23 protein-coding genes are annotated in these 24,661 nt (G+C 61.6%); 9 read left to right on the forward strand and 14 right to left on the reverse strand.

What is annotated here, in order from left to right:
• Positions 1–10: 10 nt before the first annotated feature.
• From argH to NED98_RS13145, 6 genes are all read left to right on the forward strand, one after another.
• On the forward strand, positions 11–1,372 hold the full coding sequence (gene argH, locus NED98_RS13120; protein WP_265271283.1) for an argininosuccinate lyase: 1,362 nt from the start codon (positions 11–13) through the stop codon (positions 1,370–1,372).
• A gap of 2 nt (positions 1,373–1,374) precedes the next feature.
• Positions 1,375–1,632: a lipoprotein gene (locus tag NED98_RS13125; protein WP_179512902.1), complete on the forward strand. Its 258-nt coding sequence runs from the start codon at positions 1,375–1,377 to the stop codon at positions 1,630–1,632.
• A complete protein-coding gene (gene lysA, locus NED98_RS13130) occupies positions 1,632–2,891 on the forward strand; it encodes a diaminopimelate decarboxylase (RefSeq protein ID WP_265271246.1) in 1,260 nt (419 codons plus the stop codon). Before NED98_RS13125 ends, lysA begins: the two co-directional genes overlap by 1 nt.
• On the forward strand, positions 2,888–3,751 hold the full coding sequence (locus NED98_RS13135) for a precorrin-2 dehydrogenase/sirohydrochlorin ferrochelatase family protein (RefSeq protein ID WP_265313315.1): 864 nt from the start codon (positions 2,888–2,890) through the stop codon (positions 3,749–3,751). The genes lysA and NED98_RS13135 overlap by 4 nt, the downstream gene beginning before the upstream one ends.
• Positions 3,748–4,701 carry a CorA family divalent cation transporter gene (locus NED98_RS13140; RefSeq protein WP_179512899.1) on the forward strand — a complete coding sequence of 318 codons (954 nt, stop codon included), beginning with the start codon at positions 3,748–3,750 and terminating at the stop codon, positions 4,699–4,701. Before NED98_RS13135 ends, NED98_RS13140 begins: the two co-directional genes overlap by 4 nt.
• Before the next feature lie 84 nt (positions 4,702–4,785).
• A complete protein-coding gene (locus tag NED98_RS13145) occupies positions 4,786–6,438 on the forward strand; it encodes a hypothetical protein (protein WP_265313316.1) in 1,653 nt (550 codons plus the stop codon).
• Between the two features lie 29 nt (positions 6,439–6,467).
• Here the strand turns inward: NED98_RS13145 and fcl are convergent, their stop codons facing one another.
• Positions 6,468–7,406, reverse strand: a complete 939-nt coding sequence (gene fcl / locus NED98_RS13150) for a GDP-L-fucose synthase (RefSeq protein WP_265313317.1) — start codon at positions 7,404–7,406, stop codon at positions 6,468–6,470.
• A gap of 5 nt (positions 7,407–7,411) precedes the next feature.
• A complete protein-coding gene (gmd, locus tag NED98_RS13155; RefSeq protein ID WP_265313318.1) occupies positions 7,412–8,509 on the reverse strand; it encodes a GDP-mannose 4,6-dehydratase in 1,098 nt (365 codons plus the stop codon).
• 211 nt (positions 8,510–8,720) lie between these two features.
• Here gmd and NED98_RS13160 point away from each other — a divergent pair, with 211 nt between their 5' ends.
• Positions 8,721–9,764 (forward strand): glycosyltransferase family 4 protein, encoded by a 1,044-nt coding sequence (locus tag NED98_RS13160; protein ID WP_265313319.1) that lies wholly within the window; start codon positions 8,721–8,723, stop codon positions 9,762–9,764.
• A gap of 4 nt (positions 9,765–9,768) precedes the next feature.
• On the opposite strand, the gene NED98_RS13165 is transcribed toward NED98_RS13160, so the two are convergent.
• Genes NED98_RS13165 through NED98_RS13220 form a run of 12 tightly spaced genes read right to left on the reverse strand, consistent with a single transcriptional unit; the run spans position 9,769 to position 22,267 of the window.
• On the reverse strand, positions 9,769–10,515 hold the full coding sequence (locus NED98_RS13165; protein WP_265313320.1) for a glycosyltransferase family 2 protein: 747 nt from the start codon (positions 10,513–10,515) through the stop codon (positions 9,769–9,771).
• Entirely contained in the window at positions 10,512–11,699 is a 1,188-nt protein-coding gene (locus NED98_RS13170; protein ID WP_265313321.1) for a glycosyltransferase, read from the reverse strand. Before NED98_RS13170 ends, NED98_RS13165 begins: the two co-directional genes overlap by 4 nt.
• Positions 11,696–12,622: an NAD-dependent epimerase/dehydratase family protein gene (locus NED98_RS13175; protein ID WP_265313322.1), complete on the reverse strand. Its 927-nt coding sequence runs from the start codon at positions 12,620–12,622 to the stop codon at positions 11,696–11,698. Before NED98_RS13175 ends, NED98_RS13170 begins: the two co-directional genes overlap by 4 nt.
• Positions 12,619–13,470: a class I SAM-dependent methyltransferase gene (locus tag NED98_RS13180; protein ID WP_265313323.1), complete on the reverse strand. Its 852-nt coding sequence runs from the start codon at positions 13,468–13,470 to the stop codon at positions 12,619–12,621. Before NED98_RS13180 ends, NED98_RS13175 begins: the two co-directional genes overlap by 4 nt.
• Positions 13,467–14,042 carry an acyltransferase gene (locus tag NED98_RS23305; RefSeq protein ID WP_349293262.1) on the reverse strand — a complete coding sequence of 192 codons (576 nt, stop codon included), beginning with the start codon at positions 14,040–14,042 and terminating at the stop codon, positions 13,467–13,469. Before NED98_RS23305 ends, NED98_RS13180 begins: the two co-directional genes overlap by 4 nt.
• Positions 14,039–15,124, reverse strand: a complete 1,086-nt coding sequence (locus NED98_RS13190) for a glycosyltransferase family protein (RefSeq protein WP_265313324.1) — start codon at positions 15,122–15,124, stop codon at positions 14,039–14,041. The genes NED98_RS23305 and NED98_RS13190 overlap by 4 nt, the downstream gene beginning before the upstream one ends.
• Before the next feature lie 4 nt (positions 15,125–15,128).
• Complete coding sequence (locus tag NED98_RS13195) at positions 15,129–16,481, reverse strand: hypothetical protein (protein ID WP_265313325.1); 1,353 nt, start codon at positions 16,479–16,481, stop codon at positions 15,129–15,131.
• Complete coding sequence (gene asnB / locus NED98_RS13200) at positions 16,478–18,379, reverse strand: asparagine synthase (glutamine-hydrolyzing) (RefSeq protein ID WP_349293263.1); 1,902 nt, start codon at positions 18,377–18,379, stop codon at positions 16,478–16,480. The genes NED98_RS13195 and asnB overlap by 4 nt, the downstream gene beginning before the upstream one ends.
• On the reverse strand, positions 18,327–19,559 hold the full coding sequence (locus tag NED98_RS13205; protein ID WP_265313327.1) for a lipopolysaccharide biosynthesis protein: 1,233 nt from the start codon (positions 19,557–19,559) through the stop codon (positions 18,327–18,329). The genes asnB and NED98_RS13205 overlap by 53 nt, the downstream gene beginning before the upstream one ends.
• Before the next feature lie 56 nt (positions 19,560–19,615).
• Positions 19,616–20,722 (reverse strand): DegT/DnrJ/EryC1/StrS family aminotransferase, encoded by a 1,107-nt coding sequence (locus NED98_RS13210; RefSeq protein ID WP_265313328.1) that lies wholly within the window; start codon positions 20,720–20,722, stop codon positions 19,616–19,618.
• 19 nt (positions 20,723–20,741) lie between these two features.
• Positions 20,742–21,209: an acyltransferase gene (locus tag NED98_RS13215; RefSeq protein ID WP_265313329.1), complete on the reverse strand. Its 468-nt coding sequence runs from the start codon at positions 21,207–21,209 to the stop codon at positions 20,742–20,744.
• Between the two features lie 2 nt (positions 21,210–21,211).
• Complete coding sequence (locus tag NED98_RS13220; RefSeq protein WP_265313330.1) at positions 21,212–22,267, reverse strand: Gfo/Idh/MocA family protein; 1,056 nt, start codon at positions 22,265–22,267, stop codon at positions 21,212–21,214.
• Between the two features lie 143 nt (positions 22,268–22,410).
• Here NED98_RS13220 and NED98_RS13225 point away from each other — a divergent pair, with 143 nt between their 5' ends.
• Complete coding sequence (locus NED98_RS13225; protein ID WP_265313331.1) at positions 22,411–23,844, forward strand: O-antigen ligase family protein; 1,434 nt, start codon at positions 22,411–22,413, stop codon at positions 23,842–23,844.
• 150 nt (positions 23,845–23,994) lie between these two features.
• The gene (locus NED98_RS13230) at positions 23,995–24,594 is read left to right on the forward strand and encodes a polysaccharide biosynthesis/export family protein (RefSeq protein ID WP_265313332.1); all 600 of its coding nucleotides are present in this window, start codon (positions 23,995–23,997) and stop codon (positions 24,592–24,594) included.
• The last annotated feature ends 67 nt before the right edge of the window (positions 24,595–24,661 follow it).

The following is a 24,661-nucleotide window of genomic DNA, read 5'->3' on the forward strand; positions in this document are numbered from 1 at the left end:
TTCCAATCAGATGTGGGGCGGTCGGTTTGCCGAAGGCCCCGCAGCAGTGATGCGTGAGATTAACGCCTCGATCCCATTCGACAAGCGCATGTGGCGTCAAGACATCGCCGCGTCCAAGGCGCATGTCGCGATGCTCGCGACGCAGGGCGTCGTCGCGCAGGAGGATGCCGCCGCGATCAGCGCCGGGCTCGATACGGTCGCCGCGGATTATGAAGCCAACGGCGTCCCCGACGATCTGACGCTGGAAGACATCCATATGCTCAGCGAGGCGAAGCTCGCCGCGGCGATCGGCCCGGTCGCGGGGCGGCTCCACACCGCGCGCAGCCGCAACGATCAGGTGGCGACCGATTTCCGGCTGTGGGTGCGCGACGCGATCGACCAGACCCGCACCGCGCTCGCCGCGCTCGATGCCGCATTGCTCGCGCGTGCCGAGCAGCATGCCGGCGACGTGATGCCCGGCTTCACCCATCTCCAGTCGGCGCAGCCGGTGACGCTCGGGCATCATCTGATGGCCTATCACGAGATGATCGCGCGCGACGCCACCCGCTTCGCCGATGCGCGCGCGCGGATGAACCTCTGCCCGCTCGGCTCGGCGGCGCTCGCCGGGACCGGCTTTCCGCTCGATCGCCACGCCACCGCGGCGGCGCTCGGCTTCGACGGCCCGACGCGCAACTCGCTCGATGCAGTGTCGGATCGCGATTTCGCGATCGAATATCTCACCGCCGCCGCGCAATGCTCATTGCATCTGTCACGGCTGGCGGAGGAATTCGTGCTGTGGGCGTCGCAGCCGTTCGGCTTCGTCGCTTTGTCCGATCAATGGTCGACCGGCAGCTCGATCATGCCGCAGAAGCGCAACCCCGACGCCGCCGAGCTGGTGCGCGGCCATGCCGGACGAATCACCGGCTGCCTCGTCAGCCTGATGGTGACGATGAAGGGGCTGCCGCTGGCCTATTCGAAGGACATGCAGGACGATAAGCCCCCGGTGTTCGAATGCCACGATTTGCTGGGGCTGAGCATCGCGGCGATGACCGGGATGATCGAGAGCGCGACCTTCCGCACCGATCGGATGCGCGCGCTGGCCGAGAGCGGCTATGCCACCGCGACCGATCTGGCCGACTGGCTGGTGCGCGAGGCGAACGTGCCGTTCCGCGAGGCGCACCACATCACCGGCCGCGCGGTGGCGCGCGCCGAGGCGCTGGCGGTGACGCTCGATCAAGTGCCGCTCGCCGACCTCAAGGCGATCGACCCGCGGATCGACGACCGGGTCTATTCGGTGCTGTCGGTCGACGCCTCGGTCGCCAGCCGGACGAGCTTCGGCGGCACCGCGCCGGACAATGTGCGCGCCGCGATCCGCGCGGCGCGGGGAGAATGACGATGAAGCGCGCCTTTGTGACGCGGGGGGCGGTGTTCGCTCTCGGCTCGCTGTTGTTGCTTGCCGCTTGCGGTCGGACGCATCCGCTGCGCCCGGCCAAGGGCGAAAGCCTGCCGCCCGCGCCTTATGGCGCGGAAACCCCGCCGGCGGGCAGCAAATTGATCGAACCGTCGGTCCAGGCGCGCCCCAAGCGCGGCGACGATCTCCTCACCAACTCTCAGGATCGCCGGTCGGACCAGTTCGACCTGCCGCCACGCTGATGAACCATTTTTCGATGATCGATGGCGCGCTCCATTGCGAGGGCGTGCCGCTCGAACGGATCGCGGCCGAGGTCGGCACCCCGGTCTATGTCTATTCCGCCGCGACCTTCCGGCGCCATGCGCAGGTCTTTCGCGACGGGCTGAAAGCCGCGGGCGCGCGGGTCCATCTCGCTTATGCGATCAAGGCCAATCCCAATATCGGGGTGCTGCGCGTGCTCGCCGACGAAGGCTATGGCGCCGACGTGGTGTCGGGCGGCGAGCTGGCGCGCGCGCTGGCGGCGGGAATGCCGGCGCATGACGTGGTCTTCTCCGGGGTCGGCAAGACCGACCGCGAGCTGATCCGCGGGCTGGAGGCCGGGATCGGCCAGTTCAACCTCGAGCTCGAGGAAGAGGGCGTGGTGCTCGCCGCGCTCGCCGCGGCGCGCGGGCTGACCGCGCCGGCGGTGCTGCGCGTCAACCCCGACGTCGACGCCGGGACCCACGCCAAGATCTCCACCGGCAAGAAGGAAAACAAGTTCGGCGTGCCGATCGATCTCGCGCCCGGGATCTTCGATCGGCTCGCGACGCTGCCGGGGATCAACCTGCGCGGGGTGGCGATCCATATCGGCAGCCAGCTGTTCGATCTCGCCCCGCTCGAAGCGGCCTATCGCCGGGTCGGCGAGCTGGTCGCCGAGCTGCGCGGGCGCGGTCACACGATCACCCATGTCGATCTCGGCGGCGGGCTCGGCGTGCCGTATCGCGAGGAGGACGCGCCGCCGGCGCCGGCCGATTACGGCGCGATGGTCGCGCGCGCCACCGCGGGCTGGGATGTCGAATTGATGTTCGAGCCCGGCCGGGTGATCGCGGGCAATGCCGGGGTGTTGCTGACCGAGGTGATCTGGGTCAAGCCGGGGGTGATCAACCCCTATGTCATCGTCGATGCGGCAATGAACGATCTCGCGCGTCCGGCGATGTACGATGCGTGGCACGATTTCGTCGCGGTGCGGCCGCGCGGCGGGACGATGACCGCCAATATCGCCGGCCCGGTGTGCGAGACGGGGGATACGTTCGCGATGGGGCGGACGATCGATCGCGTCGAGCGCGGCGATCTCGCGATCTTCCGCACCGCGGGCGCCTATGGCGCGACGATGGCGTCGACCTACAACAGCCGGGCTTTGGTGCCCGAGGTGCTGGTCGACGGCGATCGCTATACCGTGGTGGCCGATCGCATCGCGGCCGAGACGATCCTCGCCGCCGAGCGGGTGCCGGACTGGTTGTGACGCTCGCCAGCCTTCCCCTGTTCGTCAGCCTCGCCGGGCGGCCGGTGATCCTGATCGGGGAAGGCGAGGCGGCGGATGCGAAACGGCGGCTGCTCGAACGTGCCGGCGCGGTCGTGGTGGATGAGGCGGGGAAGCCCTTGCCGTCATCCACCACCGTTCATGCTGAGCTTGTCGAAGCGTTGCCCTTTTCTTCGACGCGCGGTGAAGGGGAAAGCAGCCCTTCGACGAGCTCGGGGCGAACGGAGGAAGCGAGGTTCGCGATCGTCGTCGATGACGAGGCGGCGGTCGCGCGGCTCAGGGCGCGTGGCGTCCTCGTCAATGCGGTCGATCGTCCCGATCTGTGCGACTTCACCTTGCCCGCGATTGTCGATCGTGCGCCGGTGATCGTCGCGATCGGCACCGGCGGCGCCTCCGCCGGGCTGGCGGCGGCGCTCAGGCAGCGGCTGGAGGCCTTGCTGCCGGCGCGGCTCGGGCGGCTCGCCGAGGGGCTGCATGCCGCGCGCGGCGCTTGGCGTGCGCGTTATCCTGAAGCCGGCGACCGGCGGCGCGCGATCGGTGCGGCGCTGGCGCCGGGCGGGGCGCTCGATCCGCTCGGCGAGCACGGCGAGGCGCCCGATGCCGGGCCGGTCGACGCAGCGGTCACGGCGGGGATCGTTCCGCTCAAATTGCGCTCGGCCGACCCCGACGATCTGACATTGCGCGAGGCGCGGCTGCTCGCGCAGGCCGATCGCGTGACGCATCGGCCGGGGGTGCCGCGCGCGATCCTCGATCGCGCGCGCGCCGATGCCGCGCGGATCGAATGCGCCGCGCCGCCGTTGGACGCGGGACCGGGATTGACCGTCGACGTGGAGATGCTGTGAGCGGGTTCGGCTATCGTATCGACAATGGCGTGGCGCGCCGTATCACGGTGAAGGAAGCGGCGGCGTGCGACGCCGGGATGGTCTGGGTCCATTTCTCCGGCACCGGCGACGCGACGCGAGCCTGGCTGCGTGACGAAGCGCGGCTTCCCGAACATCTCGTCGAGGCGCTCACCGCGCAGGAAACCCGCCCGCGCTGCGACGGCTATGATACCGGCGCCTATCTCAACCTGCGCGGGCGGAGCGAGGAGGAGGTCTATCCGTCCGACCTGCTCGCCTCGGTGCGGATCTGGGCCACCAAGGGGCGGGTGATCTCAGTGACGCGCAAGCATCTCGTCGCGACCGACGTGGTCGAGCAGGCGGTGAAGGACGGGACCGCGGACGACCCCGGCGATCTGATCACCACCTTCGCCACCGCGATCACCAACGATCTCGATCCGGTGGTGGCCGAGCTCGGCGATCAGATCGACGATTGCGAGCAGGAGCTGGATGCGAACCGCGTCTACGAGCTGCGCCGCAAGGTGACGCGGGCGCGGATCGCCGCGATCGGCTATCGCCGCTTCCTCAACCCGCAACGCGCCGCACTCGACAAGCTCGCGCAATTGCAGGGCGACTGGCTGAGCGAGGACGATCGCGCGCATGTCGCGGCCGCCGCCGATCGCGCCGCGCGCATGGCCGAGGAGCTCGAGGCGATCCGCGAGCGCGCCAGCCTGATCCACGAAACGCTCACCGACCTGCGCGCCGAGCTGATCGATACGCGCAGCCTGATCATCGCGATTGCGGCGATGGTGTTCCTGCCGCTGACCTTCATCACCGGGCTTTACGGGATGAACGTCGCCGGGCTGCCTTATGCGCAAAAGCCGTGGGCATTCGATGCGATCATCATCGCCTGTATCGTCATTTCGGTTGGAATCATTGCCTATTTCCTGCGCCGGCACTGGTTCCGCGCTTGAGCGATCGACCGGGAGATGGTGCCGGCGAAATAGCCAAATCATCGGGGTGTGTGCGGGTCAATCGGTGTTATACCGAGGATTATGATGGAGATCGGCAGGCGGCGATTCATTGGTGTGGCCGGCGCGGCGGTCACACAGGCGTTGGAATCGGGGCGACAAACGACAAGCGCGCTGTTGCGTCGCCGTGAAACGATCTCGGTTACTGGGCGCGGCGCTTCGGTGGGTGGATTACGTGCTGCGATGCGGGAGGTCGCGGGTTATGGCGGCGGAACGGTCCGGCTCCAGACCGGGCCCATCGCAGTCGATACGAACGATCTGATCGCGAACGGATCAATCAAGCTGCCGGGCAATGTTGTTCTGGAAGGGGAGGGCGCGCTCTTTACCTACGCGGGAAACCGCATCGCCCCACCGCTGTTCACGGCACAGGATGTATCGCGAGTCACGCTGCGCAATCTGGTCGCGGCTGGAAATGGCCAAGCAATCGCCGATACGCGCAGCGGAAGTTTCGCACTGTTCTCGCTATCGGGCGGTGCGAAGGCCGACATGGAGGATATTCGCCTCGAAAATCTCCGATTGTCGGGGTTTGGTGCTGAGCGCTGGCTTCAGTTCCTCCAGCGGAATGCGTCAGGCAAACGAATGCTCGGACTTCGCGTGATAGATTTCGATGCGTCCGCGGGACGGGCCCTTGCGCCGGAAGCCATCGGTATCGCGGCTTCGCCTTTGTGGATTTACGGCGCGGAAGGCGAAATTTGCGATGTGGCGGTGCGCGGTCTTTCGGTTCAGGCGAGCGGACTGAAACAGGGGGTGGTGCTCTTCCACAAGGTTCGGCAGGCTCTAATAGATTCGGCCTTGGTGGTTGACGCCGGCAAGACGGGCGCGCGTGACGACGCCGGCGCCTATGCCGTCATGATCTATGCCGATCCCGGCGAGATGAGCGATATCACGATTATATCGACTAACATTCAACGCCCCCGCAGTGCCGGCATCTATCTGCGGGGAGCGCAACGTGTCCATGTTGTTGGCGCCTCGATCACGGGGCAACGAGATGCCGTGACCACCAACCTGCCAAAGGGGGCGATAGTGCTCAATGGTTGTTCCGGCGTCACGATCGAGGGCGCGAGACTGTCGGGCAACCGGTTCGATCTTTCCGTCGCAGACGGCGGGGTTAACGCACTGAATCTTGAGGTTCGTGATATGCGGACTTCTGGATCCGACACTTCAGTGATTCTGGCTGTCTCCCCTGGCAAAGGCACGATCGGCCACGCCCGTTTCATCAACTGCCAACTTGCCGCGCGCGATCGGGTGCTACGGGTGATGAACGAACAGGTTCCTGGGCGCTATTACAATGACGTCCAGATTGTTGGCGGAGTACTATACAGCGATACAGCCGCAAATGTCATTGAATTCAACCAGCAAACGCCGACCGGGGCGAGCGGCTACCGGATCGAAGGCACGACCATCCGCGCCAATAACGTCGCGATCATGACAGCCGGTTTGCAGGGATTGTTGACGATCAGGCGAATCGCAATCGAAGGGCTCGGACGGCTGAGTTGCGGTATTGTCGCGGATGATTGCGCCGCGCTCGACTGGGATGGCATCATATTCCGGAACCTTGGGAGCGGTTGCGGTTACACTGCTCGCTCGATCCGGCGCCCGGCCAGAGGGACATTGCGCAATTTGCATCTGGGAGGAGCCGCAAATCCGTTTACCAGCGGATCGTTGCAGGTAACCCGCTGATGATCAGATTGGTGCGATACAGCGATCCGTCAGCCGTAATGATCGAGAAACCACCGGTAGACGCGTGCAATTCCGTTCTCGAGGTCGATTGAAGCGCGCCAGCCCAAATCATCAAGTCGCGTCGTGTCGAGGCGCTTGCGCGGAGTACCGTCGGGTTTGGAGGTATCGCGGAGCACGGTTCCGTTGAACCCGACGACGCGCGCGACGAGTTCCGCCAGATCGCCAATCGCAATTTCCTGCCCGCTGCCAACATTGACGATCTCTGGACCCGAATAATATTTGGCCAGGAAAACGAGTGCATCCGCAAGATCGTCGACGTGCAGGAATTCGCGCATAGGCGATCCGGTGCCCCAGATCGTGAATGTGTCGGCGCCAGCGATCTTTGCCTCGTGGGTCTTGCGGATCAAGGCAGGCAGCACATGACTCGACGATAGGTCGAAATTGTCGAACGGGCCATAGAGATTGGTCGGCTGCGCCGAAATGAAGTCGAGGCCGTATTGCCGGCGATATGCCTGGCAGAGCTTGATCCCCGCGATCTTGGCGATCGCATACCATTCGTTGGTCGGTTCGAGGGGCCCGGTTAGCAGCGCATCCTCCCGGATGGGTTGGGGCGCGAACTTCGGATAGATGCACGATGATCCCAGGAACACGAGCTTGGCGGTGCCGACGCTTCGCGCGGCTTCGATGATATTCCCCTCGATCATCAGATTATCGTAGAGAAACTCTGCCGGCCGCGTATCGTTGGCGTGAATTCCGCCAACCTTCGCAGCCGCCACGAAGATGAGGTCGGGACGTGCATGCCCCATCCATTCCTCGACAGCCCCCTGCCGACGCAAGTCGAGCCGATCGCGCGGCGCCTCGATGAGTGCGCAATCCTCTTGCGTCAGGCGCCGTGCGAGGGCCTGGCCAACCATGCCGCGATGACCCGCCACCCAAACACGGCGTCCAGAGAGCTGGAATTCAGGCATCGCGCTCAGGCCACCGAGCGTCGGCGCAAAGCGGTTTCCTCATCGATGCGCCGATGCTGCGCTTCGCGCTCAACTGTCTTCAAATCCGCTACCATCATGTCGGTCACCAAGTCCTCGAAGCTGGTCGTGGCCTCCCATCCGAGCTCGGCCTTGGCTTTGGCGGGATTGCCTATCAGCAACTCGACCTCGGTCGGTCGGAAATAACGCGGGTCAACCTTGACGAGAGTGCGGCCGGTCTCGGCGCATAGGCCGCATTCTTCGACGCCGCTGCCTCGCCATTCGAGCGAGACACCGACATGGGCGAATGCGCGCTCGACGAAGAGACGAACCGTTTGAGTCCGCCCCGTCGCCAGAACGAAATCATCGGCGCGATCGTGCTGCAGGATTCGCCACATTCCCTCTACATAGTCGCGCGCATGGCCCCAATCGCGTTGCGCGTCGAGGTTGCCGAGCCATAGCTTGTCTTGAATCTTGAGATGGATCGCAGCGACCGCGCGGGTTATCTTGCGGGTGACGAACGTTTCGCCACGGATCGGGCTTTCGTGGTTGAACAAGATGCCGTTGGAGGCGAACATATTGTACGCCTCGCGATAATTTACTGTAATCCAATACGCATATAGCTTTGCCGCAGCATAAGGTGAGCGTGGGTAAAAGGGCGTCGTTTCACTCTGAGGTACTTCCTGAACGAGCCCGTAAAGTTCGGAGGTGGAAGCTTGGTAGAATCGTGTTTTGTCCGTCAGGCCAAGAATCTTGATCGCCTCAAGCATTCTGAGCGTCCCGATGGCATCGGCATTAGCAGTATATTCGGGCGTGTCGAAGCTCACCTGCACGTGGCTCTGTGCGGCGAGATTGTAAATCTCATCAGGCACGATCTCCTGAACGATGCGGATGAGGTTGGTCGAATCCGTCATGTCGCCATAATGCAAATGAAGCTGCGCGCCGCTTTCGTGCGGATCTTGATAAATATGATCGATCCGCGCGGTATTGAACGAGGACGACCTTCGTTTGAGGCCATGCACCTGATAGCCCTTGGCCAGGAGGAGTTCGGCCAGATAGGCGCCGTCCTGACCGGTAATGCCGGTGATAAGTGCGGTCTTGGTCATGTCGGTCCCAGAAGAGAGGGGTAGTGTCACCAAATGTGGCAAAGGAACGGGCGCATTTATCGGTTTCGAGCGCGTCGGTCTACCGTCGCGGACCATGCGTTCGGGCGATGGACGGCTCAATATCTTCTCGATTCGGCGAGGGACGAAAGCATTTTTCCGCGACGTCCATCGCCTCTGGCACTGACCTGATTCTTGGGCTAGTGGGCGCACCGTGGGCAACCTGTTTAGTACCTACTCCGTTCTGCTGCCCCCGATTTGTTCGGCGATAACCCTCTTGCTGTGCCTGGCAGCGGGGCCACTGACCACGAAGCTTCGCCTGCTCGATATACCTGGCGGTCGTAAATCGCATCGGCGCCCGACCCCGTTGATGGGCGGGCTGGTGCTCTTATTTGGCTTTTATCCCTGGGTTGGCATCTGGATTGCACTCAACCCGCAGCCAGCGACGATCCTTTTGCCGGTCGTCCTGTGTGCGGCAGCCGTCACCCTGCTAGGGCTGATTGATGATCGCCGGCATCTTTCAGCCTTGCTCCGCTTGACCTTCTGCTTCGTTGCGATCGTGGGGGCGCTGTTGTGGGCACCGACATTGGTCGTGCGCGCGATCACCTGGAACTATGATCACGGGAGTATCGCGCTACAGCCGACGGTCGCGATGATTTTTACGATTCTGTCGATCGTCGCGCTGATCCAGGCTTCGAACCTTGCTGATGGCAAGAATGGGCTGCTGATCGGTATGTGCCTTGCGTGGATCTATTTCCTCGGCAACGCGCTGCCGGATAATATGATGCCCGTCGTGTTGGGTTTGAGCGGCGTGCTGATTGTGCTCCTTGCGTTCAACTTGGCGGGCGCGTTGTTCCTTGGCGATGGTGGGAGCTACGGGCTCGCGGCTTTCATCGGGTTCATGTCACTGGTTGCGGCTGGGGCTCCCAATCCGCACAATCACGCAGCATCGGACCAGATCGGGCTTATCTTTCTTTTGCCCGTGCTGGATATGGTTCGGTTGATGACGGTGCGAATGGCGCGAGGGCAATCACCGTTTGTTGGTGATCGTGATCACCTCCACCATCACCTGCTCGCGGCATTTGGCTGGCCGGGGGGACTCGCTGCCTATTTGATGATGGTGGTGTTGCCGAGCTTTATCGCGGCTGGGGCGCCGCGAAACACTCTGACGATCATTGCGCTCACCGTCGTGGTTTATTTCGGTGTGATCGGCTACGCCAAGCGACTGGTCCGGATGAGGAACTCGACGGCGACCTGAGAGCCTATTTCTTCATATATTCTAGAGTCTTGAAGAAGTATTTGCTGAGAATCATCGGCCAAGACGTCCGCACGCCATGCGCGCGGCAGGCACGTAGCATTTCGCGGTTGATGGTCCACTTTGCCCGCAAGCCGGCGGTACTGACCCCACCCGGCCGCATGTGAACGAATACATCGGGGATATAGCGGTAGCGCAAACGGGCTTTAGCGAAGGCGCGAACGATGAACTCGAAATCGGCCGCGATCTGATAGTCGGTGCGATACTCGCCGACTAAGTCATAGGCTTGGCGGGTCAGGTACATGCCTGGATGTGCGGGCATCCAGCCCCAGCCTATCCGATTGGGATGGAAACGCCCGCTGTCGTAGCGCCGCCCGAACCTCAGACCCGATGCAAGGAAAGCGATATCGCCAATAACGGCATCGAGCGAGGGATCTTCGGTAAATGGACGCGCAATCCGCGACAGGACTGCCGGATCGGCAAGGAAGTCGTCGGCGTTAAGGATACCGATCACATCGCCCGACGCGCGCGCGACACCCTTGTTCATCGCGTCGTATAGCCCGCGATCGGGCTCTGACACGAAAATGGTCCGGGCGTTGGCCATTTGCGCGACGATCGCTTGTGTTCCGTCCTTTGAGTTACCGTCAATGATGACATGCTCGATATCCGGATGATCCTGTGCCTGCACCGACGCGATGGTGTCGGCGATCGTCGCGGCAGCATTGTAGCTGACGGTAATCACGCTGATCTTCATGCCGGGTAATTTCCCTTGCCGGTATGGGCTGCGGCAAAAATGGCAGTGTTGAGCGCCTCGGCAAAGGCGCGCTGCCGGCGAGCTGTTTCGTCGCGAGCCGCTGCTACCGCTGCCCGAATCTGCGCGAGTGGGCGCGGGGGCGCGGCGGCGATCGCGCTGGCGAGTGCGCCCGCGTCGTCAATACCGAAGAACGTAGCGCCGGGGGCTTGCTCACGATGGACGGAAAGATCTGACAATATCAGCGGCGTGCCGACCGCTTTGGCCTCCTCGACCGTCGTGCTCCAGCCTTCGAATCGGGATGGGTTAAGTAGTGCATTGGTGCCGACCATAAGCGCGCGGACTAGCCCATGATCGACGTTCCCTATCAGGCGAAAGGAATCCTGCGCGCCGACTTCGACGATTCGTTCGGCGAGTACATCGCGATAGCCTGGACGCCGCGGATCTTCGCCATGACCTGTTGCCAATATTGGACGACGCAGGCCCCGCTGCGTTAGCAGCGCTGCCGCATCGATAGCGAGCAGGTGATTTTTGTGCTGCCATAGCTGATTGGGAAGAAAGACGAAATCTTCCGGAATATCGGCAGCGCGCAATCGGGACCACGCGGTGTCAGCGTCGGGCCAGTCGTCGAGCGGAACAGCAAAACGGGCAACATGGGTGCGACCACGCGCGGACGGGTACCACGAAAGGCAATCGCGCTCGGAATCGTGACTGCTCAATAGGATCGCCGCACTCGAGGCAATCTGGGCACGGAATCCGAGTTCGCGCTTCCACCAGGCCGAACGGCTGAACATACCGGGAAGGTGGCGATGCTGAAAATCGGGAAACCAGCTGACGCTGGGGATTTCACTGCGCCAGCCGAGATAGATCGCAGGCGTGAACGCGACGCCGATCCGTTCGCGCCGGAGAGCGTCGAGGATGGGGGCGTTGCGCCCCGTCAGGACGGTGTGGCCGATTCCGCTGCGCACCCGATCCTCGGAGAATGTCGGGTCGATCACGATGCGGGTCCGAGGCAAGGCTGGCAGATCGCGGACCTGCGGGTCGTTTGCTCGGCGGGGATCGAGAAACAGGACGGTCTCGATCGCAGGATCGCCATGTCGAGCCAATGCCCGGATCAGATTGCACATGTACATCCATCCGCCGAACCATCCCTTGCCGCCGATCGGAGGTACGCCGAAACGGATCACAGCGAATCCCGCGTGCGATACCAGCGCACGTAATCTTCGACACCGGCGGTTGGATCTACTCGCCAGTCGAATCCGATCGCGTCGAGCAGGCCCCGCGCTGCGATGAGGCTGAAGGGATCTCCCGGCCGACTGTTGCCCGAGAATGAAAGGCACGCAGGATCGCGGCCGAAAGCGCGAGCCGCGACCTCAGCGATCTCCCGCACGCTTCTCGCGCGGCCCGATCCGGCGTTGATGACGGGCATTGCCGGCGAGGCTAGCGGCGTCGCGATGACCAGTGCGCGGACGACATCGTCGACATGGGTCCAGTCGCGCAGTTCGGCGCCTGTGCCACCAAGCACGATGGGCGCATCACTCACCGTTAGCTTCCCGCAAAGATCCCATAGCAACTGTTTCCTCAGTTCCGGGCCATAAACTGAGAACAAGCGCACAGCGACAACGGGGAGCCCGAAGCTGCCGGCCCAGCCGGCGCAGATCGTTTCCATCGCGAACTTGTGTGCGCCATAGGGCGAGAAGGGCGCCGTTGCCGCATCCTCGGCAATCGGATCGACATGAAGGTTGCCATAGACCGCGGCTGACGAGACGATGACGAGCCGCGTCACCGGGCTATGATTACGCAACCAATCGAGCAGCATCGCGGTGCCGGCGACCGTCGCGGTGAAATCGCGAAAGGGCTCGGAAAGAGACGCGCCGACCGACGATCCGCCGGCAAGGTGATAAATGACGTCGGGAAGGCCGGTATTCTGGGCGAGCGCGTCTAACTTTTCGTGTGACACGGCGCCAACCTGCCAACCCGCGGTGATGTGGGTCAGGCCGGCAGCCTCGGCGAGATCGATCCCGGCCACGCGCGTTCCCGTGGCGACGAGATGTCGCACGAGAGACCGCCCGATGAACCCGGCGCCCCCTGTGACCCAAGCAAGGTTCATTTCGGTTTGCGCGCGACGAAAGAAACGTGTCGACCCGGGCGCCGATCGATGCGCGAGGCGAGGCGACGTACCGTGCTACCCACCCCAGGGAGATCGAGCAGGGCGGTCGCCAAGGGACGCAGCATGGGAATCGGCACGAGTTGACCGGCAATGCGACGGTGAATCTCAGCGGTGGACTGCGGACCGTAGTTGATCGGATTGTCGAGCGAGCCGATCGTACGTTCAAGCATAAGGCCCGATTCACGGATCGCGTTTTGATAGATTTCCAGCGGATGCGCGTTCTCGCCGCCGTAGCGATGATGCAGCGCATGGCCGTCGAAGAATGCCGGCAAGTCCGCCGCGGTGGTGACGACGTGCTCGCGTGTGGCGACGAAAATACCGCCCGGGCGCAGCACGCGATGGAATTCGCGCATCGCCGCCGGCAGATCACTGATATGGTGCAGCACGGCGCGCGCGAAGATCACGTCGAACGTAGCCTCGGCGAACGGCAATTGCTCGGACAGGCGTTCTTCCACCCGGATCGTCAGCGCAGCATCACGCGCGAGTCCCCTGATCGCGCCCCCGCCGACTAGCTCGCTCGGGTCTGGTTCGAGCGCGGTCACCGAGAAACCGTCTTTGGCGAGTGCGTAACTGGCGATGCCCCGCCCTGCGCCGGCGTCGAGTGCTTCCCCGGGGCCGGTGCCGATGATCGCGCGAACCGCTTCCCACTCGTTGCTGCGTCGGTACCGGTCAGCCGCTTCGATCAGTGGATCGTCGTAATAGGCGTCGCGGACAAGGTCCGCCCGCTCCGGCTGCTCGCGTAGCCAGCGCACCGCTTCTTCCCAGCTGCCATGCGATGTCTCGGTCATATATCGGCTCTCGACAGCGTGCGGATGGGGCGAGCGGGGTTGCCCGCAACCACCGTATAAGGAGCGACGTCCTTCGTGACGACCGCCCCCGCCGCAACGACCGCACCTTCACCGATGGTGACGCCTTTCAGGACGATGGCATTGAAGCCGATCCAGGCCCTGTCTTCTATTCGCACGGGAGCGATCTTTACTTGGCTCCAGTCTTTCCTGCCCTGTCCCCAGTCAAGCACGTCGCGAGCGCGATACTGCCATTCAAGAGCATGAGAGTTATGATCAACGACCGTCACGCCCCACGAAATGACGACATCATTGCCTAGGCTGATCGATTGAGCTGACACGAAGTGGCTAGCTCCGACATAGCAGCGGCTACCACAGACAAAATCAGCGCCTGCGCGATCGAATGAAATGCGCGCGTTAATGATGCAATCGTCCCCTACAACCAGATGGCATCCGCGAACCCGGCCAATCCGATCGAAGCGAACTGACGACCGTTCTCCCACAGCGATTTCTACAATACCTTTTAACCGGTTTTTGCCGTAGCCATCGAGCGCACGTCTCAATAACATCTTCATGCGACAATTTCCTCGAATCGCGCCCATTGGCGCGCCTTGGAAAAGCGATCGGCGATCATTTCGTGTCCCGCCTCCGCCAGCCTTTGGCATTGCGCTACATCCGCATGAAGGGCGCGAAGATGCGCAATGAGTTCCTCCACGCTCCGGTAAGTAATGAAATGTTTGCCTGGTATCATATCGTCGGGATAGCAGCCTGCGTCGCTGACTAACGTCGCGCCGCAACCGAGCGCTTCCCAGACGCGCATGTTGCCGCGATCTTCGCCTGCCATGTCGATCGCACCATTGACGATGATCCGTGCGTTACCCATCGCATCGAGTAGGTCGCGCCCAAAAACGGGTTCGTAGGTGACAGCGCGTATATTGCGGCTTCGACGATGACGCGCAAGGGGAGGGAGCCAACCAAGCGGCGTCTCCGCTAGACGTGTGAGGCGAGACCGATCGAGATGGAACGCAACTCTCATTTCGTGTCGCAGCGCCGCGACCGCCTCGAGCGCGAGTGCGCGTGTTCGATGGTAGCGAGAATAAGTGCCAACAAACAGAACGTCGATCGGCCGATCTGTTCGCGCAGCATAGGCGTCCATCACCGTATCATGCGCCGGTGCCAAATATTCCGCGCGCGCGCCCTGGTCGCGGTAACTGTCGAGTAGCGCAGGGAAGTTGTTGACGATAATATCGTGCGACAGAAACTCTCCTCCGTGGGAGGGGGCGGCACGCCAAGCCACCGTCCGCCGCACCGAACCAGGCAAACGCTTGAGAAAGGCGTCGCCGTAACGCATCGGATCCGAGTTGTAGAATACCTCTGTGCGATGGTGCTCTATCTGTGAAAGTAAAATTACATCAAGAGCGGTTCCGGCTTTCATGCCCTGTTCTACCGCCCAAAGGCGCTGCGTTTCGGGATCATCGCCATTGGCGAAGAAGGCGCTAGAATCTCCCGTCAAAACCGGCTGCAAAACATGTGCAATACCGTAGCGATCGTCAAAGAAAGCCGCCATCGATTCTGCAAAGGTAGACTTATTCCGAAGCAGGTGCTGCAATCGGGGACGATAGGAGCGATAAATTCCGCTATTCTGGAAGAGGCGCAACTATCTAGTTCCTATCGAGAGGAGCGACGCAAACCAACATCGCAACTAAAATGCCGCCGCCGGTAACAAGCGACGTCAAAAGGCTGGTGTTGGCCAACGAAAGAAGGAAGCCCGTGCCGCTGGCAACCATTAGCATCGTGCGGCCGGGTGCTATAAAGCGCGACATAAATTTTAAGACGACGCCCGAAATTACCCCGGCAATAGGGATACCTGCTATGCCAAAGGCTGCAATCCCGTCTGTAGCGAGAAAGTTCGCATTAAGCTCCGGAATGTCTTGTCCAGATATTGGAACAAGAAACTGCAAAACAGCTTGACCAACGCTGAAATCACCATACGGATATGGAACAAATAGCGCCACTATCGTATTGTTCGACAAGTATGTGGCGGGGTTTATCGAAAAAAACTGCTCATAAACCCCATATGTTGCACCAGAAATGAGTAACGTCCTCAAATACAGGAGGGTTGTAAGTTGATTTAGTCCGCCTCCTACGGGATTATATTGTTTAAGAAGAGGGATTGTTGCAATAAAAACAACTACAAGGCCGGATATCATTAGATGGCCTCGCATTCTACCTTGGCGGTCGGATAGAAAATACGCGGCAATTACTATAAAAGGTGAAAGCAGCACTGCGCGTGCTGCAAGTGTACCGAATAAGATGATCTGTGAGACTGCGCCGAGGCCTGTTATCCAATAACGCCGCGTATAGAGACCAGCTCCAATTAAGAATGGATCAATTGCGCTCGAGAGTATCGCAAGTGCGTAGCGCACAGCAGGGTTGGCCGCCACACCGGCACCCGCAAATCGCTGGTCGTAGATGCTATCTGCGGTGGCGAACTGAAACGATCCGTCAAAAGTAAACAGGACAAGGAGGATCAGTACCAGCCAGATGGAGAGCACCACCCCCCAGAACAACTTCGGCGGGATGGCGGGGACGGTGATACGTCGCACCTCTCCACGGACGATCAGCATAAATAAGATGCAGGTCACGAAAGTGGCGCTGAATATCTGAATTAACCGCGACGTACTTCCTGGGGATTGCATCACCGGCACGATCAGGCACGGCAAGAATACCAGTGCATAGATAAACCATGCGGCGGCCTGTGCAAACGTACGCGGCCGTGCATCGAGCAGGATCGCCGGGATCGCGGCGACCAAGCAGGCGCCGATACGCAATGAATCGTCGTTCAGCAGGTAGGTGAAGCCGAAATAGCTCCACCAGCGTGAGAGGACGTCATAGGCATAGCACAAAGCAAAGCAGTAAATTAACGTCAGGCCATAGCGGACAAGGGCGCCGGCCAGCCAAGCCCCGGCGGGCCGTGCTCCATTTTCGGGGTCAGCGGGGTGCGCAGCGGTCAAGGGCATCGGTGGTCGAGATACCATTTAAGATTGATATAGGGCCAGAGGCGACCGACCGAGGTCCAATCCCAGCCGCGGCGCGCGGTCAATGCCGCGATACGCGTGCGCAAAGCCGGGCGGTCGACGATCATGTCGAAGGCCGCGTGCGGCGTCGCGAGTATGCGGTTCGCCCAATCGCCCAGCGAGCCGTTGAGCCAGGCCGGCATCTGCGAGTTGAATCCGACCTTGCGAGTCGCGCGACGGATCGAATCGGGCATGATGCCGATCATCGCTTCGCGTGCGACCAACTTGGAATGGGTGGCGTTAGCCTTCATCGTCGCCGGCAGCGCCATCGTGTCGGTTACGAGCCGCCAGTCCATAAAGGGCATTCGCACCTCGACGCCATGCGCCATGGAGAGGCGGTCGAAGTTGCGGAGGATCGTCGGGAGCACGCTGCCGTGAAACATCGCGTAAAGGCGACGGTCCAGTCCTGAATAATAGTCCGGCAATTGATCGTTGTAGCTCGCAATCGGCATTCGCTCGGGCGGTGCGGCGCGCGGCTCGCGCAAAAAATAGCTGCGGTCGAGCCGCAGTGCGGCGAGTTTGGCCGTATCGCTCACCCATGTCCGTGCGCTATTGCTAGTCGCTTGGTCGCCGATCAGATTGCGTAGAATGAACGCCAGTGATCGACCGCGCTGGCGATAGCCGCCGATCATTTCGTCGGCCCCGTGCCCGTCGAGTGTAACACGCACGCCGCTGCGGCGCACTTCGTGATAGATGCGCCAAGGCGCAGCCGGCAGGCTGATATAGACGTCGTCGAGCGCACCGAGCACGGTATCGGCAAGCTCCGCGCCGTCGTCCCCTCCTAGATCGAAGAAGTGAGGTGTAACGCCGGCATGATGTGCCGCTTCGGTTGCTTCCTGCATCTCATCATGAGGTTGACCGCGGAAGGTGGCGATGAAGGCATGGCGCCAATCGCTGCTCTCGCGTCGATGCGCGCCGCCAAGAGCGGCGATATGTGCCATCGATGAGACGACGGCGGTAGAATCGAAGCCACCCGACAAACAGGTGCCGATCGCGACGTCACTCCGCATTCTCAGCCGGGTGGCGTCCAGGAAGGTCTCGCGGAAGCGTGTCGCCGCTTCGTCGAGCGTTAAAGGGATGCCCGTTGCGAATTCGTCTGCGGTTTTCCACCAACGTGAAACAGCGAAGCGTCCGTCGGCCAGGGTTGCGCAATGTCCGCCCGGTAATCGCCGGATTCCCGCGTGCAGCGTATATTCCGATCCCTCTATCCCGAACGGATCGAACAGCAGGCGCCGGGCTACTTCCGGTGCCGGTGAGGCGTCGACCCAGGCAAGTTGCAGCAGCGCACGCATCTCCGAGGCGAAAGCGAAACGTGCGCCCTGGTGGGCATAGAGCAGCGGTTTGATTCCGAAGCGATCTCGGGCGAAAAACACATCGCCGCTGACGTTGTCGCGGATCGCCAGTGCCCACATGCCGTTGAGCTTCGGGAGCATTGCGCGGCCCCAGGTGACATAGCTCTGCAGCAGGACCTCGGTATCGCTTTCGGTACGAAAGCGAATGCCCATCGCCTCGAGCTCAACACGCAATTCAAGAAAATTGAAAATTTCGCCGTTGAAGACAATCGTGTACCGCCCGTCGTCACTGACGAACGGTTGGTTCGACCTGGCTTCGACGTCGATGATGGCCAACCGCGTGTGAACGAGCCCGCAAAGACGGTTATCAGAAAGCCAGATTTGCTGCCCATCTGGCCCGCGATGCGATAGGGCTGCGCCCAGCTGTGCGAGCAACCCTTCGTCGACGCGGTCCGATCGGTCGATAATGCCGGCTATCCCGCACACGCGCTCACACACTCCCCGGCTGTATGAATCCTTCGTCGCCGCGCAGGCTGAAGACACATAGCAGCACGAAAACCAGCCCCAGCCCGCCTACCGCCAACGCATGCAGCGTCACTGCGGCATGGAGATCAAGTTGCCATCCCAGGACGATCAGCCAGCCGGCGCCGATACAGATGGGCCAGCCCATATCCCAGGCCGATTGCAATCGAAAGGCCCCAAGTGAGACGAGCGTTTGGTTGATGACGCCCGCGACGAGCGCGATCGCGTAGCTGAAGACCAAGACGCGCGCCAAATCGATCGCCTGCGCCCAGCTATGGCCAAAGGCGAGTGCGAAGGCAAAAGGGATCACGGCATAACCGATAGCGGCACCCAAACCGCACAGGATCGAACCCGCGGCTACCACCCGGAGCAACATACGCCTCACGCCCACGCGGTTGCCAACGCGGATCTGCTCTGTCACTCGGCCCGCGAATACTTGGCTTCCGGCATTGACGAGCATCGCGACCGGCACCCCCATTGCCCGGTCGACCAATCCATACTGGCCCGCGGCAGCGGCGCCGAAGACATGGAAGATCATGAACGGCGTCATCATGGCGCCGGCCGAATTGGCCAAAGCCCCCGGCAGTGAGATGACCGCGAGTTCCCAGTGGCGACGAACGAAGGGTGCCAGATTGCCGATTCGCGTCATCCTGCTCAACACGGGCCCGCTGCGCCTTATCGCCTGAACCGCGAGTGTGCCGGACACCAGCCGGCCGGCGACATCGGCGATAATGATGCCCCATAGCGTGGGGCGCACCGCCGCGATCGCGAGGGCGACCAGCGCGTAGACCAACACCTGACTGACCTTGAGTAAGGCGAGGCGTGAGAAATGCTGGTCACGAATAAGCTTGTACGAGGCGACCTGCGAGAAGCCGTTTCCGATCAGCCCGAGCCCGAGAAAGACAATCGGAAACCCGAGTCCCGGTACGATCATCGTATACAAAGCCAGCAAAGACGACAGGATAAGCCCGACGACCAGCACCAATCCCAACAGGGTCGACGCGGTCTGATGCGCCTCGTCATCTGGCTTGGAGAGCAGCGTAAGTTCGATGCGCAGGGCAATTGCGACCGTGCAGAAGACGAGGAGCGACAAGTATAGCTGGAAAACCCCGAACGCCGCCGGAGCGAATGCACGGGCGAGCACGGGAAGGATTAGCAGCCCGACCGCCTGCGCGCTCGCGGTTCCCGACATGACGGTCATCAAGTCTCGGAATATCGAGCGTCTGCGGGGCGAAAGGGGCACGACGGCTCCTGCGGTCACGCTGTCGCGACAGCCCGGACCGCCGCGACTATCGCATCCTGCTGCTCCTCGTTGAGTTCAGCGAAGATCGGGAGGGATAGAATGCGGCCCTGTAACCGATGCGCGACGGGGAAATCCGCTGGCGTATGCCGGAGATGGGCATAAGCCGGGAGGAAGGGCAGCGCGCGCTTGTAGTTGATGACGGTTGGGATTCCGCGGTCTTTGAGCGCTGCGGCCAGAGCGTCGCGATTGTCGGCTTCTATGACATAGAGGTGATAGACGTGCTCGCGCCCCGCGACCTCGGTCGGCGTTGCGATACCGGGGATATCGGCAAGCAGCGCGTCATAGCGCTTGGCTATTGCGCGGCGCTCTCGCGTCCAGCGCGAGAGGTGTGGGAGTTTGACTCGCAGGATCGCCGCCTGGAGACCGTCGAGGCGTGAATTGATACCCTCCATCTCGTGGTCGCCCTTCACCAGTCCGCCGTGGCGGGCGAAGCATGCCATATGTCGGGCGAGTGCATCATCGTTCGTCGTGATTGCGCCGGCGTCACCCATCGCGCCGAGATTCTTGCCCGGGTAGAAGGACCAGGTGGTAATCGTCCCGAACTGGCCGGCCTTGCGCCCGTCGATCGTCGCGAGATGCGCCTGTGCGCAATCTTCGATTACCCACAGTCCATGCTTGCCGGCGAGATTCATGATCGCGGGCATGTCGGCCATCTGACCATATAAGTGGACAGGGATGATGCCGACGGTGCGGGAGGTGATCCTCTCCGCGATTTTCGCGACGTCGATCGTCGAGGTGACGGGATCAACGTCGACAAATATCGGGGTTGCGCCGTGTTGACCGATCGTTTCTGACGTCGAAATCCAGCTTTGCGCGGTGGTGATGACCTCGTCGCCCGGCTTCACCCCCAGTGCTTTCATTGCAATGTAGAGCGCATCGGTGCCATTGGCGCACGAAATCGTGTGCTTTATGTCCATCAGCGAGGAATACTCGGCCTCGAACGATTCTACGTCGGGACCGCGCACGAAGCTGCTGTTGGCGATGGTGCGCGCGATCGCGGCATCGATCTCATCCTTGAGCGAGAGATATTGGGCGTGCAGATCGACGAACGGAATGGACATGAAACCTCTCGAAAAGGGGTCAACTGAAACGGCGTAACAACCTGGCGGGGTTACCGGCGTAGATACCGGGTTCAGCAATTGGCTTTGTAACGACCGATCCGGCGCCGATCACCACGTCGTCGCATATCGTCACCGGCATGATCGTGGCGTTCGATCCGATCGATACCCGATCGCCGATTCTGGTTGCCTCCCATTTCGTTGTGTCTCCGCGCGCCGGACCGCCATCGGCGAAGCGGTCGTTGACGAACATCACGCCGTGTCCAACGAAACAATCCCTGCCGATCGCGACCAGCTCACATACGAAGCTGTGGCTTTGTACCCGCGTGCGCGCGCCGATGACGACGCCCTTCTGCACCTCGCAGAACGGCCCGACGAATACATCGTCATCGAGCGTGCATTCGTAAAGATTGGTCGGCTCGACGATGGTTACGCCGTGGCCGGCGGTAACATCGCGCACGCCCGCCAGGTGGCGCTTGATCTCACCCATATTCAGCCGCCGAGGCGCGAATGCCGTGAACGGAAACGGAGCGGCACTTCTTTGCCCGTTTCAATCGATTCGTAAAGCGCGGTAATCAGTTCGAGGCTGCGACGCCCCTCCAGCCCATCGACTAGCGCTGCGGTATCATGCTGCAAGCAATCGACGACATGCTCGTAATAGGCTTGGTGGCCATAGCCATAGACGTTGGGCGGGTTTACTGAAAACCTGTCGAGAACCTGGTCGTCGCCAGGTTGTGGTTCGGCGAATTCCCACGTCACCATCTTATTGACCGCGAAGCCGCCGATCACAACCGTGCCGCCTTCGCCCAATACGGATAGCGAGCCCTCAAGGTCGCGCGGTCGCGCTGCGTTGGTCGCCTCAATGATGCCGAGCGCTCCATTAGCGAATTGCAGCGTCGCGATCGCGGTATCCTCGGCCTCTATATCGACCAGCGTCCGGGAAGCGCGGGCGTGAACGGAGACGACGTCGCCCATAAAATATTCGAGCAGATCGACGTGATGGCTGGCCTGATTGGAAAGGACGCCGCCGTCCTGCGCCCATGTGCCGCGCCAGCTATCCTGGTCGTAATAACTTTGGTCGCGCCTCCAGCGCACGCGTACCGTGCCGAGCACGAGCTTGCCGAAGCGTCCGGCATCAAGCGCCTCACGTGCCTTTACCACGGGGACGTTGAGGCGGTTCTGTTTGACCACGAACAGTTTCACCCGCGCACGATCACAGGCCGCGATCATTGCGTCGGCGTCTTCAAGGCGGAGAGCCATCGGTTTTTCTACAATGACGTGCTTTCCCGCGTTGGCCGCGGCGATAGCATGCTCAGCGTGCATACCGCTCGGCGTCAGAACCGTGACGGCGTCGATAGCAGAATCCGCCAACATCGCCTCGAGGCTGTCGTAAGCGGTGACGTTGTGACGCTGGCGGGCGAGTTCAAGCCGGTTCGGGTTATTGTCGCAGATCGCGACCAGCTCCGCACCGCCGATTTGCTTGCCTCCCAAAAGATCAAGATGCCGTTTCGCAATGCGTCCGCAGCCAACGACACCGAACTTGATCATACTAATGGCGAGCCTTTTCCGGGGGCAACGGTAAGAGGTCGCCCGGATAAAGGTTTTCGAAGGGTGTGGCAATCTGAGGCCGGATTTTCTGATCGAGCGGAGCGATCGCTGCGCATTGGCGTATGGAGCTAGGAGCCTCGTTTATGTCAATTGTGCTGGATAAACCTCGCCGGCTAGATCATAGCGCCATGCCTATGCCTTCTCGCGTTCGATCGTATGCGATGCCGAGCTTGCCATTTGCGTTGCTGCTTGTGCTGTTGGGTATCCTGTGGCTCTGCGGGGGGGCATCGCGCGCCGATGCGGCAGGGCAGATCGCGGTGAGAGGAGGTGCTTGGTTTCTGCTAGTAGCCGTGATTCTTTTGGGCCGTCGGCCCGCGCTGGGCGAAATGAAGGCGGTATCGGGCTTCCTATTTGCTGCCGTTGCGCTCGTGCTGTTGCAGTTGGTGCCGCTACCGCCGATGATATGGATGGCGCTGCCAGGAAGGGCTGTATTCGTCGAGGCCGCTAGGCTCATCGGTCAGCCGCAGCCATGGCGGCCGTGGACGATCGTACCGGGAGCGACGGTCAACGCCGCGTCATCGCTGATCGTACCACTCGTTGTCTTAATCCTTATCGGCGCGAGCACTTGGGAAGAGCGCTGCAGGTTGCCTGGGGCGTTGCTCGTTATGATCGTTTTATCGATGCTTATCGGATTGCTACAATTCTCCGGCGGCTGGTTCGACAACCCCTTCATCAACGATACGCCCGGGCAGGTCAGCGGCACATTTGCCAACCGGAATCATTTTGCGCTCTTCCTTGCCATCGGCTGCGTGGTTTCACCAGTATGGGCTTTTCTCGACGGGCGCCGTCCGCGATGGCGTGGGCTGATTGCGCTTGGTCTTGTGCCCTTGTTCGTACTGACGCTGTTGGCAAGCGGATCGCGCGCGGGTCTGTTGCTTGGTGTTTTGGCGCTGGTGATGGGCCTTCTTCTCGCTAGGCGGGGCCTTGCGCGGGAGCTACGGCGCTATCCGCGTTGGGTGCTCCCAGCGGCCGTCGTGGGGATCGGAGCGAGTATTGCGATCCTCGTTCTGATTAGTGCCGTTACCGACCGAGCGGCATCGATCGACCGCCTATTTCTGGTAGACCAAGGGCAAGACATGCGTGTCCGCAGCTTGCCGGTCGTTTCGACAATGGTGCGGACATATTTTCCAGCTGGTACGGGGGCAGGCAGTTTCGATCCCTTATTCCGGATGCACGAGCCATTCGCACTGCTTGTGCCGACCTATTTCAACCATGCCCACAACGACTTCGTGGAAATCGTGCTTGACACAGGGCTGCCGGGGCTGCTGCTGCTTACGGGAGCGTTGATGTGGTGGGGGTTCACGAGCATACGTGTGTGGCGCGCCGAAGGCCTGCAACCTGGTCTTGCGGGGCTCGGGTCGGCAGTGCTGCTCCTCGTCTTGATTGCCAGCATGTTTGATTATCCCGCGCGGACGCCGATGATCATGGCGGTGGTGGTATTGGCTAGCGTGTGGCTGGCCGGCACTCCCAAGAAGGCGTCTGTGGTAACTTTACCCCCGGGGAAGCAGCATCTATAGGCTTGCACCTCGCCATTTTCCCGGAAGCTTCCCGAGCGCATGCATAAAATCCGCACGTCCCTTCTCCTTGCGATGGTTTTATCGGGGTGCGCAGGCAAGCCGCACCTCGAATCCACCCCGCATTTGACGGTAGTTAAGGATAGCGTAGAATTGCCCGCGCCGGATCGCAACGATCTGACGGCGGCCGACCGACCGTCGTTGATCGGCCCACTCGACACCATTCAGGTCGATGTCTTTAACGTTCCCGACCTGAGCCGCGAAGTGCAGGTGGATGCAAGCGGCCGCATCTCAATGCCGCTCGCGGGAACGGTCGATGCGCGCGGCAAAACCGCCGAGGAACTGGCGCGCGCCATCGAGGCTGCGTTACGGGGGCGCTTCGTCCGTAATCCGGAAGTAACGGTCAATATCAAGAATTCAGTTAGCCAGGTCGTCACGGTGGACGGGCAGGTCGCCGAGCCTGGGCTCTATCCGGTGACCAATCAGATGACGTTGATGCGAGTGATAGCGTCGGCCAAAGGGCTTTCAGAATACGGCCGGCAGGATGATGTTGTCATCCTGCGCACGGTAAATAATCGTAGGATGGCCGCCCTCTATAACCTTGGCGCGATCCGGCGCGGCGTTTATGAGGATCCCGCCATCTACGCCAATGACGTCGTCGTTGTCGGAGATTCCCCGCAGCGCCGTATGTTCCGCGATCTCGTCTCGTTGTCGCCGTTGCTCGCGGCGCCGCTTATCGCACTTGTGCGCTGAGGTTCGACTGCATGAACTTGATCGGAACCCGTTTGCATGACGTAGGGGAGGGGGGCGCTGGAGGCCG

Source organism: Sphingomonas lycopersici (genome assembly GCF_026130605.1).
GTDB lineage: Bacteria > Pseudomonadota > Alphaproteobacteria > Sphingomonadales > Sphingomonadaceae > Sphingomonas > Sphingomonas lycopersici.